This window comes from Citrobacter gillenii (assembly GCF_013337685.1).
Taxonomy (GTDB): Bacteria; Pseudomonadota; Gammaproteobacteria; order Enterobacterales; family Enterobacteriaceae; genus Citrobacter; species Citrobacter gillenii.
In genome coordinates this window covers 333,730-352,085 of sequence record NZ_SUQN01000005.1, presented here as the reverse complement: position 1 = coordinate 352,085, position 18,356 = coordinate 333,730, and the positions used below count along the sequence as shown (strand labels likewise).

General features: G+C 52.5%; 17 protein-coding genes. 3 read left to right on the top strand and 14 right to left on the bottom strand.

Annotated elements, in window-relative coordinates; genetic code table 11:
• Positions 1-30 precede the first annotated feature (30 nt).
• Positions 31-2,289 carry a catalase HPII gene (gene katE, locus FCH32_RS13930; RefSeq protein ID WP_174361053.1) on the top strand — a complete coding sequence of 753 codons (2,259 nt, stop codon included), beginning with the start codon at positions 31-33 and terminating at the stop codon, positions 2,287-2,289.
• Between the two features lie 36 nt (positions 2,290-2,325).
• Here the strand turns inward: katE and chbG are convergent, their stop codons facing one another.
• The 7 genes from chbG to osmE form a co-directional block, all read right to left on the bottom strand.
• Positions 2,326-3,084 (bottom strand): chitin disaccharide deacetylase, encoded by a 759-nt coding sequence (gene chbG / locus FCH32_RS13925; protein ID WP_153880404.1) that lies wholly within the window; start codon positions 3,082-3,084, stop codon positions 2,326-2,328.
• A 12-nt stretch (positions 3,085-3,096) separates the two neighbouring features.
• Positions 3,097-4,452, bottom strand: a complete 1,356-nt coding sequence (locus tag FCH32_RS13920; RefSeq protein ID WP_135912147.1) for a 6-phospho-beta-glucosidase — start codon at positions 4,450-4,452, stop codon at positions 3,097-3,099.
• A 123-nt stretch (positions 4,453-4,575) separates the two neighbouring features.
• Complete coding sequence (chbR, locus tag FCH32_RS13915) at positions 4,576-5,418, bottom strand: transcriptional regulator ChbR (RefSeq protein ID WP_117342988.1); 843 nt, start codon at positions 5,416-5,418, stop codon at positions 4,576-4,578.
• A 10-nt stretch (positions 5,419-5,428) separates the two neighbouring features.
• A complete protein-coding gene (gene chbA, locus FCH32_RS13910) occupies positions 5,429-5,776 on the bottom strand; it encodes a PTS N,N'-diacetylchitobiose transporter subunit IIA (protein WP_096757270.1) in 348 nt (115 codons plus the stop codon).
• A 54-nt stretch (positions 5,777-5,830) separates the two neighbouring features.
• Entirely contained in the window at positions 5,831-7,189 is a 1,359-nt protein-coding gene (gene chbC, locus FCH32_RS13905) for a PTS N,N'-diacetylchitobiose transporter subunit IIC (protein WP_115258672.1), read from the bottom strand.
• 85 nt (positions 7,190-7,274) lie between these two features.
• Complete coding sequence (chbB, locus tag FCH32_RS13900; protein WP_003832547.1) at positions 7,275-7,595, bottom strand: PTS N,N'-diacetylchitobiose transporter subunit IIB; 321 nt, start codon at positions 7,593-7,595, stop codon at positions 7,275-7,277.
• Between the two features lie 298 nt (positions 7,596-7,893).
• Positions 7,894-8,235 (bottom strand): osmotically-inducible lipoprotein OsmE, encoded by a 342-nt coding sequence (osmE, locus tag FCH32_RS13895; RefSeq protein WP_096757272.1) that lies wholly within the window; start codon positions 8,233-8,235, stop codon positions 7,894-7,896.
• Positions 8,236-8,569: 334 nt separating this feature from the next.
• Between osmE and nadE the strand changes: the two genes are divergently transcribed.
• Both nadE and cho read left to right on the top strand, forming a co-directional pair.
• Complete coding sequence (nadE, locus tag FCH32_RS13890) at positions 8,570-9,400, top strand: ammonia-dependent NAD(+) synthetase (protein WP_135912148.1); 831 nt, start codon at positions 8,570-8,572, stop codon at positions 9,398-9,400.
• Positions 9,401-9,531: 131 nt separating this feature from the next.
• Entirely contained in the window at positions 9,532-10,419 is an 888-nt protein-coding gene (cho, locus tag FCH32_RS13885; RefSeq protein WP_174361052.1) for an excinuclease Cho, read from the top strand.
• Here cho and ves read toward each other — a convergent pair.
• The 7 genes from ves to astC form a co-directional block, all read right to left on the bottom strand.
• Complete coding sequence (gene ves / locus FCH32_RS13880) at positions 10,379-10,954, bottom strand: environmental stress-induced protein Ves (protein ID WP_115258676.1); 576 nt, start codon at positions 10,952-10,954, stop codon at positions 10,379-10,381. The genes cho and ves overlap by 41 nt on opposite strands.
• A 342-nt stretch (positions 10,955-11,296) precedes the next feature.
• On the bottom strand, positions 11,297-11,782 hold the full coding sequence (gene spy, locus FCH32_RS13875) for an ATP-independent periplasmic protein-refolding chaperone Spy (protein WP_096757276.1): 486 nt from the start codon (positions 11,780-11,782) through the stop codon (positions 11,297-11,299).
• Between the two features lie 347 nt (positions 11,783-12,129).
• Positions 12,130-13,095: a succinylglutamate desuccinylase gene (astE, locus tag FCH32_RS13870; RefSeq protein WP_137399326.1), complete on the bottom strand. Its 966-nt coding sequence runs from the start codon at positions 13,093-13,095 to the stop codon at positions 12,130-12,132.
• On the bottom strand, positions 13,088-14,431 hold the full coding sequence (gene astB, locus FCH32_RS13865) for an N-succinylarginine dihydrolase (RefSeq protein ID WP_174361051.1): 1,344 nt from the start codon (positions 14,429-14,431) through the stop codon (positions 13,088-13,090). Before astB ends, astE begins: the two co-directional genes overlap by 8 nt.
• Positions 14,428-15,906: a succinylglutamate-semialdehyde dehydrogenase gene (gene astD / locus FCH32_RS13860; protein WP_174361050.1), complete on the bottom strand. Its 1,479-nt coding sequence runs from the start codon at positions 15,904-15,906 to the stop codon at positions 14,428-14,430. Before astD ends, astB begins: the two co-directional genes overlap by 4 nt.
• The gene (gene astA, locus FCH32_RS13855; protein WP_174361049.1) at positions 15,903-16,937 is read right to left on the bottom strand and encodes an arginine N-succinyltransferase; all 1,035 of its coding nucleotides are present in this window, start codon (positions 16,935-16,937) and stop codon (positions 15,903-15,905) included. Before astA ends, astD begins: the two co-directional genes overlap by 4 nt.
• Complete coding sequence (astC, locus tag FCH32_RS13850) at positions 16,934-18,154, bottom strand: succinylornithine/acetylornithine transaminase (RefSeq protein WP_096757281.1); 1,221 nt, start codon at positions 18,152-18,154, stop codon at positions 16,934-16,936. Before astC ends, astA begins: the two co-directional genes overlap by 4 nt.
• Positions 18,155-18,356 lie beyond the last annotated feature (202 nt).

Below are 18,356 nucleotides of genomic sequence, written 5' to 3'. Positions count from 1 at the left end.
CTTTCAGCAATGAAAACAGGAGACGAGTTCATGTCGCAGAATGACAAGCATCCACTCAATCACCCGGCACCGGTTCATGATGCCAGCGAATCCAGACCAGGGCTAGATTCCCTGGCCCCCGCAGACGGCTCGCACAAACCCGACGCCAAACCCACACCGCCGGGCATGCAGCCCACTGCCCCTGGTAGTGCAAAGGCCCCCGACACCGTTAATGACAAACTCAACTCACTGGAGCCTTTTCGTAAAGGCAGTGAAGATTTTGCCCTGACCACCAATCAGGGTGTCCGCATTGCAGACGATCAAAACTCATTACGCGCCGGAAACCGTGGGCCGACGCTGCTCGAGGATTTTATCCTGCGTGAGAAGATTACCCATTTTGATCATGAACGCATTCCGGAACGAATCGTTCATGCTCGTGGCTCCGCCGCGCATGGTTACTTTCAGTCCTATGCCGATTTAAGTGCCGTCACCAAAGTCGACTTCCTGTGCGAGGCAAATAAGATAACCCCGGTTTTTGTGCGTTTCTCCACCGTCCAGGGCGGCGCCGGTTCAGCAGACACGGTCCGGGATATTCGCGGATTTGCCACAAAGTTTTATACCGAAGAGGGGATATTTGACCTGGTAGGAAATAATACACCGGTGTTTTTTATCCAGGACGCCCATAAATTCCCGGACTTCGTCCACGCGGTTAAACCAGAGCCGCACTGGGCTATTCCACAGGGACAAAGCGCGCATGATACCTTCTGGGATTACGTCTCTTTACAGCCAGAAACACTGCATAACGTGATGTGGGCCATGTCAGACCGTGGGATCCCTCGCAGCTATCGCACGATGGAAGGCTTTGGCATCCACACGTTTCGACTGATTAACGCGCAAGGCAAAGCCACCTTTGTACGCTTCCACTGGAAACCCCTGGCAGGCAAAGCCTCTCTGGTTTGGGATGAAGCGCAAAAACTTACCGGTCGAGACCCTGACTTCCACCGTCGCGATCTGTGGGAGGCCATCGAAGCCGGTGATTACCCGGAATATGAGTTGGGACTGCAACTGATTGCGGAAGAGGACGAGTTTAAATTCGATTTTGATCTGCTCGACCCAACAAAGTTGATCCCCGAGGAATTGGTTCCGGTTCAGCGCGTCGGAAAAATGGTGCTTAACCGTAACCCGGATAATTTCTTTGCCGAAAACGAGCAGGTAGCATTTCATCCAGGACACATCGTCCCCGGTATTGATTTCACCAACGATCCGCTGCTACAGGGCCGACTGTTTTCATATACCGACACGCAGATCAGCCGTCTGGGCGGACCTAACTTTCATGAAATTCCGATTAACCGCCCGACCTGCCCGTATCACAATTTCCAGCGCGACGGCATGCATCGCATGGATATTGATACCAACCCGGCCAACTACGAACCAAACTCGATCAATGATAACTGGCCGCGCGAAACGCCACCTGGCCCTAAACGCGGGGGTTTTGAATCATATCAGGAACGTATTGAAGGCAGTAAGATACGTGAAAGAAGCCCCTCTTTCGGCGAATACTATGCGCACCCTCGCCTGTTCTGGCTAAGTCAGACGCCTATTGAGCAGCAGCATATTGTTGGCGGATTCAGTTTTGAACTGAGCAAAGTCACCCGCCCGTATATCCGCGAGAGAGTGGTTGAACAACTGGCGCACATTGATACCACCCTTGCACAATCTGTTGCCGACAACCTCGGTTTTGAACTAACCGACGAACAGCAGCAAATCGCCCCACCTGCGGACGTCAACGGGTTAACTGAAGCCCCATCACTCAGTTTGTACGCAGGGGCACAAGGCGATATCAAAGGCCGGATAGTGGCCATTTTGCTGAATGACGAGGTCAAATCGGCCGATATGCTCACCATCATGCAAGCTCTCCAGTCCCGCGGTGTGCATGCAAAATTGCTCTATTCGCGGATGGGGAACGTGGTTGCCGACGATGGCTCGGTGCTGAACATCGCCGGTACCTTTGCCGGTTCGCCATCACTGACCGTGGATGCGGTCATTGTGCCTTGCGGCAATATTGCGGATATCGACATGCGCGGCGATACCCGTTACTACTTACTGGAAGCATACAAACATTTGAAACCCATTGCGCTGGCAGGCGATGCGCGTCAGTTGAAAGCCGTGCTGAAGGTTAGCAATCAGGGTGAAGAAGGGATTGTAGAAGCGGACAGCGCAGATGCGCAGTTTATGGATACTTTGCTGGCACTCATGACCGCGCACCGTGTCTGGTCTCGCAGCGGAAAAGTCGACACCATTCCGGCCTAAAAAAAGCGGCGCATTGACGCGCCGCAAACTCAGGAATTACACGTTCAGAAAACTGCCGAGACGATAACCGCGCTCCGCAATAGCATATTTCAATACCGGAGACGTCAGCACATCAAGTTCAGTTAAGCGGGGGTAACAGTAGGCGCTTTGTCGAATGATATTATCGACAAAGGCCGGGTGGCACATCACTTCCAGCGAGGACTCGCCCCTGTCTGCAGAGGCGTCTAGCACCTGCAAAAACAGCTCTTCGGAAATCGCCTCGCCGTAAAACTCGCTGCTAAATCCCTGCGACGTGCGCAACGCAGCAGGTAAGTCAGTAGCCTCAAACACCGTCTGACGATCGATGCGTAACGCAATACCGTGTTGGGCCGCAAAATTGGCCACTACAGGGAAAATCTGCGGGAACATATGCACATGATGATGGCTATCCAGATGCGTCGGCTCCCGGCCAAACAGGTCGATGAAACGCTGATATTGTGCGGTCAGCTCGTGCGAAATTTCATCCAGCGGCAAGGTGTCCTCCTCGGCCATCTGCCAGATCCATTTCCCCAGCAGTCCGTCGCGGGTCAGCCCTGGCATTGCCGTCAGCGGTTTCCCCAGCGTCAGCACAAAGTGCATGCCAACAGCCAGTTCAGGAAGCTCACGACTCAACTGCACCGCATGCTCAATGGCCTCGCCGTTGACCAGCGCCGTTGTCGAGGTGACAACACCATGGCGACAAGCGTCAATAATGCCGTAGTTTTGCCCTTTGCTCAGGCCAAAATCATCCGCATTCACAATCAGTACGCGTTCCATAGCCGACCTCTATCAGTGTTGTTCGCTTTTGAGCGTTTCGATGCACCCGGCAAAGTTTGGCAGCCATTTTTCATGGGCAAGGATCAGTTCCCGCGCCAGAATTTCGGCATCACGGTCAGAATGCACCAGTGGGCTCAGATTTAACGCCAGCAGCACATCATTAAATTCACCGCTCAGCGCCGCATTACTCGCCGCCACCTCAAAACCTTTAATGGTATAGATAAGACCAAGCACTTTCTCATCAAAATGCGTGATCCGTGGATGCGGGGTCGCACCATTGCGCCCCAGCGTACAGGTCATCTCAACAGCCCAGTCCGCAGGAATGTTGTCTACATGACCATGGTGAGGAATGTTGACATAGTGCTCGGTCTGCTTGTCGTTGTAGATGGCGTTGATCACCTCACACGCCGCATCGGAGTAATACGCCCCACCGCGCTGCTCAAGCTCCTTCGGTTTCACATTCAGTTCAGGATTTTTATACAGCTCAAAAAGTTGTTTCTCCACTTTTTGCACAACCTGCGCGCGTGCACCGCCCTTATAGTATTCACCCATTTCAATCGCCAGCATCTCTTTTGGCTTGAAGTAGTAAAGCAAATACGAGCACGGCAGCAGTTTCAGCGAGCGAATCAATCCTTCGCTAAACGGCAGGTCGAAAATGTTCTTCACGGTGGACGCTTTTAACTGCCCCGAGGCCACGCCGTCGAGCAGTTCGTCAAAACGTGACTCGCCGTTGACCAGCACATCTTTAATAAACACCATATGGTTCAGGCCAAACAGATCGATAGATAAATCATCGCTCTCTTTTAACGCCAGCACGTCGGTAATAAACATTTTCATGCCGATCGGAATATTGCATACCCCGATGAATTTCTTAAAATTCGTATGCCGATAGACGGCTTCAGTGACCATTCCGGCCGGGTTAGTAAAGTTAATCACCCACGCATTCGGGCACAGTTCTTCGACATCTTTCACGATGTCAAAAATAACAGGAATAGTCCGCAAACCTTTAAACAGGCCGCCCGCGCCGTTTGTCTCCTGGCCCAGGTAACCGTGGCTCAGCGGGATTCGCTCGTCCTGCTCACGGGCTTTAAGTTGTCCAACGCGCAGCTGCGTGGTCACAAAGTCAGCGTCTTTCAGCGCTTCGCGACGATCCAGTGTTTTATACAGCTTCATCGGCACGCCAGCTTTGTCGATCATGCGTTGGCACAGGTCGAAAATAATATCCAGCTTCTCTTTACCGCCGTCGACATCAACCAACCACAATTCAGACACCGGTAACTCATGATAACGCTTAATAAAGCCTTCAAGTAATTCAGGGGTGTAGCTGCTCCCGCCACCGATAGTGACGACTTTTAATTTCTGGCTCATACTTTCTCCCTTCAGTGTCAAAACACTGACGTGTATTATGCTCAACCCGTTTGTCAGATATAGCGTGGCTGTCCCGACGCTATTTTGGGCAAGCTATAAAAATGGGTTATTGGCAAATAATAGCTACTGATTAAACTCAGTTAACTTCTTCCGGTAGCTATTGGGCGTAAACGACGTCAGTTTTTTAAACGTTTTAATAAACAGGCTTGGGCTGCTATAACCGGACTCATAAGCAATATCCGTGACCGAATAGTTGGTCATTTCCAGCTGTTTTTTAGCAAAGTTAATGCGGATTTCATTAATAATCTGCATCGGTGTTTTACTGTAATAACGCTGGGTGGCACGAGTCAGATATTCCTGAGATTTTGCCGACAGCTGGACCATGTTTTCCAGCGCATTTTCGCTAAACTGACGTTTGTCGTGCATCGTTTCCACGGTCGCTCTCAGCCATTGTGGAATGTCATCCAACACTTGTTCTTCACGGTGATGCCGGAGTCGATTAATAATGTAGAAGGTGACCACTTCGACAAATTCATCCAGCCCGCTCTCGCGAAAGTTCAGTGATGCAATGACCGTTTCGATATAGGTGAGAAAGGAGTTATTCGCCCGATACACCTGCGATGCAACAAAACAAAACGGCAATAAAGGATGATAGTGCTGTTCAAAAAAACGCTTACTGATACCGACGTTAAGGATCCGCGTGGCGCCGAAATCATAGAAACTTTGGTGATGCGATCCCAGGGGGATAAAAACAAAGTCACCACGTTCCAGCAGCACACGTTTACCGTTGATTTCCTGATAATAGCGACCGGTTAATACCAGCGTAAATTCATAGTAATCGTGCTGATGCAGTCCACTGATACTTTCAGTTTTGTTATAGATAAACACATGGAAATTTTTGCCATTAAACAACTGCTGCTCGTAAACGGTTTTGATTTCCGGTGCGTTAATCTGTAATTGCATCATGCACTCCTCGCTATTTCAGCTTCTCGTGAAGCTCAATCAGTTCCGTCACCAGCTCGCGTGCCAGCATCGACGTCATCAGGTGATCCTGTGCGTGAACCAGAACCAGGCTCACTTTCATTTTACCTTCGCCCTGATCGCCTTCAATCAGTTTCGTTTGTACGAGGTGCGCTTCGTTCAGCGCCATACGAGACTGTTCCATCATGGCCTTCGCCGCCTCAAAATCGCCCTGTTTGGCCATCTTGAGTGCGCCATAGGCCAGGCTACGCGCCTGCCCCGAATTGATGATAAGCCCCATCACCACTTCTTCAAGCTCTTCAGCTTCTGACGATGTATCCACGATATTTTCGATATCCAACATACTCTTTTCCTCTGGTTCAGTCCGGCATGACCGAAAGGCCATGCCGGATTAAATTTAGAATTTCAATGCGTTAGCGATATCTTCTTCGCTTTCTTCTTTATCAATAACGTTCTGCGCTTTGTTGGCGACGACGACGAATGGCAGATACACCAGCGTGGCGACCCCAAGGTTGAACAGTGCCACCAGCAGAGCCGCAACGCTACCGTTGGTGTTAAAGAACGCGCCTAACCCGGTTGGCATCGTCCACGGCGCAATATTGGTAATCGGTGGAATAATGCCAGTGTAGTAGGCTGCCAGCATAATCGCGGCCAGAATCGGTTGAACCAGAATGAACGGGATGAACATAACCGGGTTCATGATAATTGGCAGACCGAACAGAATCGGTTCGTTAATCTGGAAGATACCTGACGGCAGGGCCAGTTTCGCCACCTGACGATAATCCGGACGACGAGATGCCAGGAAGATAGCAATAATCAGCCCCAGGGTTGCGCCGCTACCGCCGAGGAAGATATAGGAGTCCAGCATCGGTTTTGCCCAGACGTGGAACGTCTTACCGGCTTCCAATGCTGCGTCTACGGAACCAAACTGTTGATAGATAGCGATGTTTTCCAGTGCCCAAGGCGTCATGATACCGCTGTCCAGCGCGGTCAGCGCCAGTGAACCGTGAATACCAAAGAACCACAGCAGCGGAACAAAAATCACGTAAGCCCAACCCACTACGCTGCCCAGCGACGCCAGCGGAGTCGAAATAGAATCCATGATGATCTGGTGGAAGTTGGTGCCCCAGATTGCCAGTGCCCAACCAATGATCCCCATAATGGAGAGAATGATAAATCCAGGAATCAGTGCTGAGAAGGAGCGCGAGACCGAGGCAGGAACACTATCGGGTAATCTGATAACCCAATTACGACGGACCACAAAGGTGAACATTTCTGCGACCACAAGACCGATAATAATACCGGAAATAATGTTCGCACCACCCAACCAGTTAGCACCAACGGCATAGGCTTCACCCACACTATAAGGCGTGACGGTCATAAAGGCTGCGACGGAGAGCAAACCTGCGGCCAGAGAGTCAACTTTGCGTTCATCGGCCATCGCCATGCCGATAAAGAAAGGCGCCATCAATGACATGATACCCAGCGTACCGTTATAAACGTTCCCACCGATACCTTTTAAGCTATTGAGATTCTCAATAGTCGAAGCATCAAGTCGGATACCCATTGAATAAAAAAACGACCCCTCCCCAAAGCTCAGGAAAACGTTATTGATTAATACAAACATGGCCCCTGCGAGGGTTAACGGCATTAAACGAATAAAACCGTTTTTGATTGCATTAACGTGTGGCTGCTTTCCAATTTTTACAGCAAAAGGAAGGAGTACCTTTTCAAGTGAAGCAATAGCGTTACTCATAGAAAAATACCCTTAAATACCGCAATATAATATTGCGGTGAATGTTAATGAAATAACTCTTTGACGGGAAATTTAAAAAATATAATTAATTTGCTGCGGCTTTTTTAATTGCTGCAACTGCAGCCTTAAGCACGCCTAAACCATCGACTTTGCCATATAACAGCGAGTCAATCACTTCTACAGGCTTGTTAGGTAACAAACGCTGAATTTCGGGTAACATATAAGCAATTTGCGGGCCTAATAACACGACGTCAGCAACAGGACCTTTTTCCCCAGCCAGCGTTTCAGGGAATGCTTCAATAATAACCGGTACTTCGTATTTTTCAGCCTGCGCACGCATCTTTGAAACTAACAAGGAAGTCGACATGCCCGCAGAACAAAACAGATAAATGTGTTTCTTTTCCATAAAAACGATCCTCATATGCGATTATCTGTCATCCAGACACTCCGCAAGCCATAACCTGCATCCATGCTCTGGGTAACTTGCGTCAGCTAAATTACTTTTTTAGGTGGCTGAAATGAGTATACGGGATTGCACCAGAGGATGGTATTTCCTTGACCAACTAAATTGTCTCTCATTGACCTGGCGTTATGACACCCCTCACATTTCAGGCAAATAATTCGCGACATTAAATAAGATCGTACGGCACAAAAAAACCGGCGCAATGGCCGGTTCCGTTGAGTGCTCAGGCATTAAGCAGTCGTTACTGCTTCGCCGCCTGCGGATCGGTGTCGTACTCGGCACAGGTCTGATAACCAGAATTAACCACGTGTCCCGTATCATCCAAAGCTACAAAATAGGTCTCTGCTTTACCATCTCGTTGACCCAGGATGTAGGTCTGACACGTCCCGCGAGCATGCACCATTGTCACTTCAGAAGACGGCTTGCCGGCAATCTGCGCAACCTGCGCCCGGCTCATCCCTTTCTTCACATCTTTCACCACGGGCTGAACAAATTGGTCTTTTGTACGATCGTAGGCCGTACACCCCGCCAGCATAGTCAATACCGCCGCTGCACCCAGAATTCCTGTTAGATTCTTGTTCATTTTCTCGTCCTCTTGTTTTTCAGCGTGTTATATAAGCCTGGAGCACAACAACACATTTTTCAAGCTTACAGATGAGTCTCAGACCATTTCGGAAAAATCTATACCCTAAATAATTCGAGTTGCAGGAAGGTGGCAAGGGAGCGAATCCCCAGGAGCTTACTAAAGTAAGTGACTGGGGAGAACGAGTGCAGCCGACGCACATGCAACTTGAAGTATGACGGGTATATTAAAACAAAATACTGCGATATCAGGCTGCATCCCTTGTCGTTTGGACGTCAACGCGTTAGCTTTAACCGATCATATTTTTTGTCATTATTTTTTTCGGAGGGGTTAGATGACTCTGCAGCAAGAGATAATCCAGGCACTTGGCGCACAGCCGCACATTAATGCAGAAGAAGAAATTCGCCGTAGCGTAGATTTTCTGAAATCCTATCTGAAAACCTATCCTTTCCTGAAATCACTGGTATTAGGGATTAGCGGCGGTCAGGATTCAACGCTCGCCGGAAAGTTATGCCAAATGGCCATTTCAGAGCTGCGCGACGAGACCGGGAACGACGCGCTGCAGTTTATTGCCGTGCGCCTCCCTTACGGTGTGCAGGCCGATGAACAGGACTGCCAGGACGCCATCACCTTCATTCAGCCGGATCGCGTGTTAACCGTCAATATCAAAGCTGCGGTGCTGGCCAGCGAACAGGCATTACGTGAAGCCGGTATTGAGCTGAGCGATTTTGTGCGCGGTAATGAAAAAGCCCGTGAACGTATGAAGGCACAGTACAGCATCGCCGGAATGACCAGCGGCGTAGTGGTTGGCACCGATCACGCTGCGGAAGCGATTACCGGCTTTTTCACCAAATATGGCGATGGCGGCACCGACATTAACCCACTATTCCGCCTCAACAAGCGTCAGGGGAAACAGCTGCTGGCCGCGCTAGGCTGTCCGGAGCACTTATATAAGAAAGCGCCTACCGCCGACCTCGAAGACGATCGCCCTTCTCTGCCCGATGAAGCCGCCTTAGGCGTAACGTACGACAACATTGATGATTATCTGGAAGGCAAAATTCTGGATGATACTATCGCGAAGAAAATTGAAGGCTGGTATTTAAAGACGGAACACAAACGTCGCACGCCCATTACGGTGTTTGACGATTTCTGGAAAAAAGCGTAATCCACCTTCTTGCATAACGCCGGACAGCAACAAAGCTTCGTATGTCCGGCGTCAACAACTTCACACATGTTGCTTTTTTAATCAACAATCGCCTGCTATACTGGATGAATAACCAGCATCCGGAGTAAACAGTGGTACGCCGCCAATCAGCCCCTCGTATTACCTTTGAAGCAGCTGCAATTTATGAGTACCCCGAGCAACTGCGCCCCTTTTTACAAGCGCTTCCGGCCACGCCCGGTGTTTATCTGTTTCACGGCGAAAGTGACACCATGCCGCTTTATATCGGTAAAAGCATCAATGTTCGCAGCCGGGTGATGGCGCATCTACGCAACGCAGACGAAGCGGCCATGCTGCATCAATCCCGACGTATTACCTGGATTTGCACCGCGGGTGAAATGGGTGCCCTGTTGCTGGAGGCACGGCTAATTAAAGAGCAACAACCTTTATTCAATAAGCGCCTGCGCCGCACTCGCCAACTCTGTGCTCTGCAATTAACCGATCAACGCGTCCAGGTTATCTACGCGCGCGATGTGGATTTTTCACATACCCCGAATCTGTTTGGCCTGTTTGCACACCAGCGTGCGGCGCTGCAGGCATTACAGACGGTCGCCGACGAGCACCAGCTTTGCTACGGTTTGCTGGGACTGGAGCCGCTAAGTCGCGGTCGCGCCTGCTTTCGCTCAGCGCTTAAACGTTGCGCCGGAGCCTGCTGTGGGAAAGAAAGTCCCGAGGCGCATCATCTGCGTCTGATGGCGGGACTGGAAAGATTGCGTGTGCTCTGCTGGCCGTGGAGCAATGCGATTGCGCTAAAAGAAAGCCGCGCAGAAATGACCCAATATCACATTATCAATAACTGGCTATGGCTGGGCGCGGTTTCATCGCTGGATGAAGCCGCTACGCTGGCACGAATGCCCGCCGGCTTCGATCATGATGGTTACAAAATTCTCTGCCGGCCGGTAATGTCCGGTCACTATGACATTATTGAACTGGATCCGGCGAATGCCCCGGCATCCAGTTAATCTCACTAAACAGCAGCTTCCCTTCCGCTTTTAACAACCGCAGCGTGTGCTTGCCGTCGTGCCAGCATGCGCCCTGGTCCGCCGTCAGTAACTTATCGCCCAACTGCCAGGCTCCGCTTAACACAAACACCACACCGCCGCGCGAACCAAAGGTGGTAAACGTTCGATCCGCAACCCTGACTTTGGCCTGGCAGACATCACGACGGGTCATAATATTGAAATCCATCGACATCTGACCTTCTGTCAGTTTGGCTTTGACTACCTGATCGCCCGCAAAGGTGAACGGTTGATGCTGTTTCAGGGTATGGCTGAAGGGATTGGCGCCTTCCAGAGTCACTTCGCCTCCTTCCAGCAGGGTAATCACTCGCTCTACGCCCGGGAAAAGAGAAAACTCACCGTTCGCGGCAATGGACGCGATACTTGCCCGCCAGTGAAAATCGCGGGTCGCTGGCGGAAAACAACAAATCTCTCGCGTTTCACCCGCACCATTGCGCCAAAGATTAACCGGCATTTTGCGGATATCAAAGTATTCCATCATCCCTCCAGAAAGGCGCGGTACGTCAGCGTGACGCTCCCTGGCCGCCATAAGTTCACTCTGCACATTTATTGTTATCGGCAGCAGAGTTGATTTGCCTTAGCGAGGATGAGGACGTTTTAAGAAAAAAGATTAACGCGCTGATCCAGGTAGAATTTTCGCAGGCTTCAGGAGAATAGCGTGTCGGTTGCAGGGTGCAATAGGCTGGAAAGAAAAAACCGCCGATCCTGCCCACCTCGTTAAACGTGTTGTGGACAAGACCGGCGGTCTTGAGTTTTGATTCGCGCCGTCCTGAGCAATGCCCAGACACAACGCGAATAATGTAGTGTAGACGCTAATCGGTTACTCAGCAGCCTCTGGCATTTTACCTTTCTGCGCCGCGCGTTCTGTCAGACGCTTCTCAAAATTGGCATTAAACTGTTTTTTCTGTTCCGGCGTCAGGATGTTGTAAATCTTGTTCTGGGTTTCCATATGCGCCAGCATATTAGCTTTGCGCTGTTCTTCCATCTTCGCAATCTGCGCTTCAGCTTTCGCTTTGTCGAAGCTGTCGCTGGCGATGATATCGTGCATTGCACGGCGTTCTTCCAGCGGCGGACGTTTCATCTGATCGCGCTGGCCTTTCATAATGTCGCGGATCTGCTGTTTCTGCGCATCAGTCAGATTCAGATCTTTAAACATCATGTCGTGGTGCGGGCCAAACTTGCCGTTATGGTGCATCATCGGTTTGGCATCAGCCGGAGCGGTAGTTGTGGTATCAGCGGCGTGTGCCAGATTTGCAGCGCCCAGCGCCAGAGTAGAGGCAACAAACAGAGCAGTCAGTTTACGCATAATTTCTATCCTTCCTTTCAGTTATTCTGACGACATTCTTACGATGCTTATCTCATCGGATGTCGTGTTGACGAGATTAACTTTACCGGTAGAAGCGTCAATTAATCAGAGCAACGGTAAAACAATGAAAGTATAAAAAACAAATTCTCATCAATTATGGAGAAAAAAAGAATTAATTGCGCAGAATTGAAATTAAATATTACAACAGGATGATTTTGAAAGGATTATGGAGAACTATACCTGAAGCCTGATTATTAATAAAGCAACTTACCAGGAATAATCCGTAATAATGAAAGCGCACACAAAAAAAATACCCCCCGGAGATAAACCCGAGGGAAAGATATTGATTATAACCTTTCCAGCATCAGCCCCGCGCGTAAACCACAGGCCACGTTTGGGTTGGGAAACAGCACATATTCGACATCATGAGTAACAACAAAACGCGCATCGCCGTCCTGCGCCAGCAATGTGCCCTCGTTAAAAGGGGTAAAATTCAGCGTCTGATTGTCCATATGAAGAATAAAATCGTCGCTGTGTCGCGTGATTTGCGACACCACGCGATAGCGCAGCGGCGTGGTTTGCGTGGATGATGCACGCTCACCCTGCAACAAAGCCGCCAACGCCTCCGCCGTGTGAGCAAACTGCGTCAAATCGTTTTGCCCGAACGCCAGAGCCTTACCCAGCTCCAGCGTACAGGCCAGCGCACCGAAATGCTCGCCACTGAAATGGGTAAATGTCCCGCCCGGTGTCTGATGGAAAACCAGCGCCTCCAGTCCCGCATCCCCCAGCCACGATAGAAACCCTTCGTCCCAGGGCACGTTGCGCTGCGGCAGTACGCCAAAGCGCAGATGATGCGAACCGCGAATGGCGGTGTGCAGATCCAGATGCCAGCGCACGGACTCCCTGGTGCGCGAATAAAACGCTTCCAGGCACAGCTCAAGTTCGCGGGCGCGCCGCGTTTCACCGCTCTCGACAAATATCTGCCAGCGCCCGCCAAACATACGGTTCATGTCGCTATGGCAATAGCGCTTCCCCTCTGCCAGCGCCTGCGGATTGCCCAGAATCACCAGCAACCGCCATGTCAGCGTCAACTCGCCACGAAAAAGCGCGGACAGCAGCGCATCCAGCATCTCAACCGGTGCCGTTTCATTGCCATGAATACCTGCAGAGATCACCAACGAACGATCAACCTCGGCGACCGGCGTCAGCTCCAGCATCCCGTGCCCTGTCCACCGCCAGTTAAAACCATGAGCCTCACCGTGGGTGATATCCGGCGAGGTTCCCGCGAGGGTCAGGGCCAGAAAGTTATCCATAGATCGCCCGCTCCTGCTGGAAAGGATACACCGAGCCGAGATTGAGCAGTTGCGTCAGCGAATCCAGCGCTTCGCGCCCTTCACGTAACAGCTGGGGGTCAGCAAGATCTGCAGCGGTAAGCCGGTCCCGGTAGTAACGATCAACCCAGTTATTGAGCGTATTGAACAACGTGTCGTTCATCATTACCGCCGGATTCACCGCCTGCAGTTCCTGTGGTGTTAACACCACTCTCAGTCGCAGGCATGCCGGACCGCCGCCGTTGGACATACTTTCACGCAGATCGAATACCCGCAGGTCGTCGAGCGGATTATCCGCGTCCAGTAGACCGTTCAGATAGCGCCACACGCCCGCATGCTCCCGACACTCCTGTGGTAAAACCAGCATCATTGAGCCATCATCACGGCTCAACAACTGGCTGTTAAACAGATACGTTGCCACCGCATCCGCCACCGACACCTCCGCAGCAGGCACTTCCAGCGCCGTAAACCCATCAACCTGAGCGCGTAGCTGGCTCAACAGCGCCTGCTGTCGGACAAATGCCTGTTCATGGCAAAACAGCACCTGGCGATTCGATACTGCGATCACGTCGTTATGGAACACGCCACTATCGATAGCGTCCGGGTTTTGCTGGGCAAAGATAAGTTGATGCGGGTTAACCTGGTTCAGCCGCGCCACCGCTTCGCTGGCCTCACGCGATTGTCTGGCCGGGTAGCGCCTCGGCTGTGACACATTCCCCTCCTCGCGACCGTAAACAAACAGCTGCACGCCAGGTGCACCGTAATCTCCTCCAAGGCGATTGTGGTTGGCCGCCCCTTCATCACCCAGCAGCGCCACCTGTGGTAGCGCGCTGTGGACCGCAAAAGCATGCTCATCACGGAATATCGCCCGTAATAACGCTTCGGTAGTCGGCGCTTCCAGTGAACGGTGGAATTTGTTGTTCAGGTTCGCCACCGTCAGATGCACTTTCCCATCCAGTGAATCGGCCGAAGGACAGACCGTGGCCGCATTCGCCACCCACATCGGCGAGGCCGAGCTGGCGCTGGAAAGCCAGTGTGGCGCCTGACGCGCCACCTTTTCCAGGATCTGCTCGTCGCTACCGCTGAAGCCTAGCTGACGCAGAACCGGAATATACGGACGTTCATGCGGCGGGATCACCGCCTGAGGAAACCCGGCATCTGCCAGCGCTTTCATCTTTAATAAGCCCTGCTTCGCCGCCAGACGGGGATTCGACACCTGAAAACGGTGCCGGGTCGAGGCCTCATTGCCAAACGACAGCCCCGCATAATGGTGGGTCAGTCCCACCAGCCCGTCGAAATTGACCTCACGCGCTTTCATCGCTTTTCTCCACGAGAAAAATCCAGACCTGGGCTCAGCGTCGTCGGCAATGTTAATGCCGGAGACTCCAGACTCGCCATTGGCCAGGCGCAGTAATCTGCGGCATACCACGCGCTGGCACGATGGTTTCCTGAAGCCCCCACTCCGCCAAACGGTGCCGTACTCGCCGCCCCGGTCAACGGTTTATTCCAGTTAACGATGCCCGCCCGCGCTTCCAGCAACAACTGGTCAAACTGATTGCGATCCGGTGAGACCAATCCGCATGACAGGCCAAATCGGGTGTGGTTCGCAAGGCTTATTGCCTCGTCGAAACTGTCATAACGCCAGACGCCGAGCAGCGGACCAAATACCTCTTCATCCGGCACGTTGGCCACACCGGTGAGTTCGATAATGCCCGGTGCCAGCAGCGACGTGCCCGCTTTTACCCGTCGCGGCGCCAGCAGCGTACGGCCACCTAACGCCTCAAGACGCTGCCAGGCATCACAGACATGTTGCGCCGCCTGCTCAGATATCAGTCCGCCGATAAACGGTTGCGGCTCGTCATCCCACTTGCCGGGCAGTAAACGCTGGCTGACCTCAACCAGGCGCGCCAGAAACGCATCGCCCTGCGCGCCTTTTTTTACCAGCAGACGGCGGGCGCAGGTGCAACGCTGCCCGGCGGTGACAAACGCCGACTGAATAGTCAGATGCACGGCGGCATCAATATCTTCCGGGTTCTCAATAATTAACGGGTTGTTGCCCCCCATCTCCAGCGCGAGGATTTTTTCCGGCTGACCGGAGAGCTGTCGGTGCAGTTGATAACCCGTATTGGCGCTACCGGTAAACAGCAAACCGTCGAGATCTTCCAGCGCGCTTAGCGCCTGCCCGGTTTCGCGCCCACCCTGCACCAGGTTTAGCACGCCCGCAGGGAGTCCCGCCTGCGCCCACAGTTTAGTCACCGCTTCACCGGTCCACGGCGTCAGTTCACTGGGTTTAAAAATCAGCGTATTGCCCGCCAGCAGCGCCGGAACGATATGACCGTTGGGGAGATGGCCGGGGAAGTTATACGGACCAAATACCGCCAGCACACCGTGAGGACGATGGCGTAACGTCGCCGCGCCGTCGGGTAATTCGTTGTGTTGCTCTCCGGTACGCGTGTGGTACGCCTTTACGGAAATGGCGATTTTATTGATCATCGCCGTCAGTTCGGTGGCTGCTTCCCAGCGTGGTTTTCCGGTTTCTCTGGCGATAATGGTCGTCAGCTCGGCTTTGTTGCCCTCCAGCAATGTGGCGAATTTTTCCACCACCGCCTGGCGCGCGGAAAAGGGTTGCCTGGCCCAGCCCGCAAATGCCGCACGTGCGGCGCGGCATGCCTGCGCCACCTGCGTAGCATCTGCATCATGGCCTTGCCACAATACATCGCCGCCCACCGGATTAGTTTTAACCCGACGCTCGCCCTGGCCCGTTACCCAGTCGCCGTTTATCCATAAAGTCATACTGTTTTCTCCTCTGCACATAGACGAACGAAACGGACGTGGTCACCCGCATGGCACTTCAGGGCATCCAGCTGCGCTGCCGTCAGCACCAGCCGCTGGGTATGCGGATCGGCGCGCACCAGCATGACGCGGAAGTTATGGTAGTTTTCATTCGCCACCAGACAGGCCGGATACTCGCCCGCCGCGGGCTGACCTTCAGCCACCTCCACCAGCCGGCTTTTCCGAATCGCCCGCACCCGGTCGATATCGCATTCCAGCGTCGGTCCGCCGTCGAAAATGTCGACATAGTTGCGATAGCGGAAGCCTTCTTTCTCCAGTACCGCACGCGCCGGTGCCGTTTGCGGATGCACTTCGCCAATCACGCTTTGCGCTTCATCCGACAGGAAGTGGGTATAGATAGGATGCTTGGGCATCAATTCGGCAATAAAGGCTTTTTGCCCGGTGCCGCAAAGAAAATCGGCACGGCTAAACTCCATCGAAAAGAAGCGTTTGCCGAGGCTCTGCCAGAACGGGGAGTAACCGTGTTCATCAATCACGCCACGCATCTCGGCCACCACTTTTTCATTAAACCGGTCGCGGAATGCCGCCATAAACATAAAGCGCGATTTCGACAGCAAATAGCCGTTGCCCTCTTTACGCCAGTCCGGATCAAGAAACAGGGTGCAAAGTTCGCTGCTGCCGGTGTGATCGTTACTGAGAAACAGCGTCGGCAGCGCGTTATAGACGTTCAACTCCTTCGAGGCATGGACCAGCGTCCCGACACGATAGTTGTACCAGGGGTCGTTTAGCCCGACCGCCACTTCAATCGCGCAGATCCCGGCCACGGTACCGGTGGCACTGTCCTCGAGTACAAAAACGTAGCCCTGCTCACTTTTTGGCAGTTCGCCCTGCCAGGTTTGCAGTGAACGCTCAATACGCGCCATCAGCGTGGCTTCGTTAGCCGGAAGCGAGGTCAGCCCACCGCCGGTCTTACTGGCCAACTGCATCAACGCCGTAATATCGGCGCGTTCAATGGGACGGATCACCATCATGATGAACCTCCTGCTTTAATACGTTCGCAGGCCAGCGCAAAGCGATCCAGTCCGCTGGCAACCTCTTCTTCGCTAACGTTCAGCGCAGGTGCAAAACGCACCACGTTACCGCCAGCAATCAGCACCATCACGCCGACATTGGCCGCCTCTTGCGAGATAAGCTTCGCTTTACCGGCAAACTCCGCATTCAGCACACAGCCGATCAGCAGGCCCAGTCCACGAACCTCACTAAACAATCCAAAACGTTCGTTAATGGCGTTAATACGCTCCACAAACCAGTCGTGACGCTGTTTTACGCCAGTGAGGATTTCCGGCGTGTTAACGATCTCCAGCAGTTTTCCGGCCACCGCAGAAGCCAGCGGGTTTCCGCCGTAAGTGGTGCCATGCGTACCCACAGTCATAACGCTTGCGCATGGTTCGGTGGCCAGCAGCGCACCGATAGGGAACCCACCGCCCAGCGCTTTGGCCGTGGTCAGCAGATCCGGCGTCACGCCGTAGTGCATATAGGCATACAGTTCGCCGGTACGTCCCACGCCAGTCTGCACTTCATCAAAAATCAGCAACGCATTGTGGCGATCGCAGAGTTCGCGCAGTCCCTGCAAAAAGGCCTTTGTCGCAGGCACCACGCCGCCTTCACCCTGAATCGGCTCAACAATAACCGCACAGGTGGTGTCATCAATCAGCTGGCTGGCAGAGTCAAGATCGTTATACACCGCATGGCGGATATCCGGCGGCAATGGCGCAAAATCCTGCGAATAGGCCGGCTGGCCCCCGGCGCTGACGGTAAACAGCGTGCGACCGTGGAAGGCGTTTTTAAACGCGACGATGCCGCTTTTCTGCGTGCCGAAACGGTCGTGAGCATATTTACGCGCCAGTTTTAATGCCGCTTCGTTGGCTTCTGCGCCGGAGTTACAGAAGAAGACACGCTCGGCAAAGGTGGCATCAATCAGTTTTTTTGCCAGCCGCAGTACCGGCTCATTAGTGTAGCCATTTCCGGTATGCCAGAATTTACCGGCCTGATCGTTTAATGCTTCGCGCAAAGCCGGGTGTGCGTGACCCAGCGCGTTAACCGCAATGCCCCCCGCGAAATCGATATACTCTTTGCCCTGCTGATCCCACAGTCGCGAGCCTTCACCGCGAACCGGCACAAAAGGAGCCGGGGCGTATACGGGCATCATCCATTCATCAAAATTTTCACGCGTAACTGACAGAGACATAGCGACCTCCACGGTAAATAAAAAGTTATTTATATGTTAATAAATATAGTGTTTGCGGTGTAAATGTAGAGTGCAGGGTTCGTGCCAGCCAGCAAAAAATATGCATAAACACGACGAGACAACGAAATATCAATAAGTTACGAACCATCAATATTCATCATATGTGCATATAAAGTGAATACGTTCGCCAGCAGGGTGAATA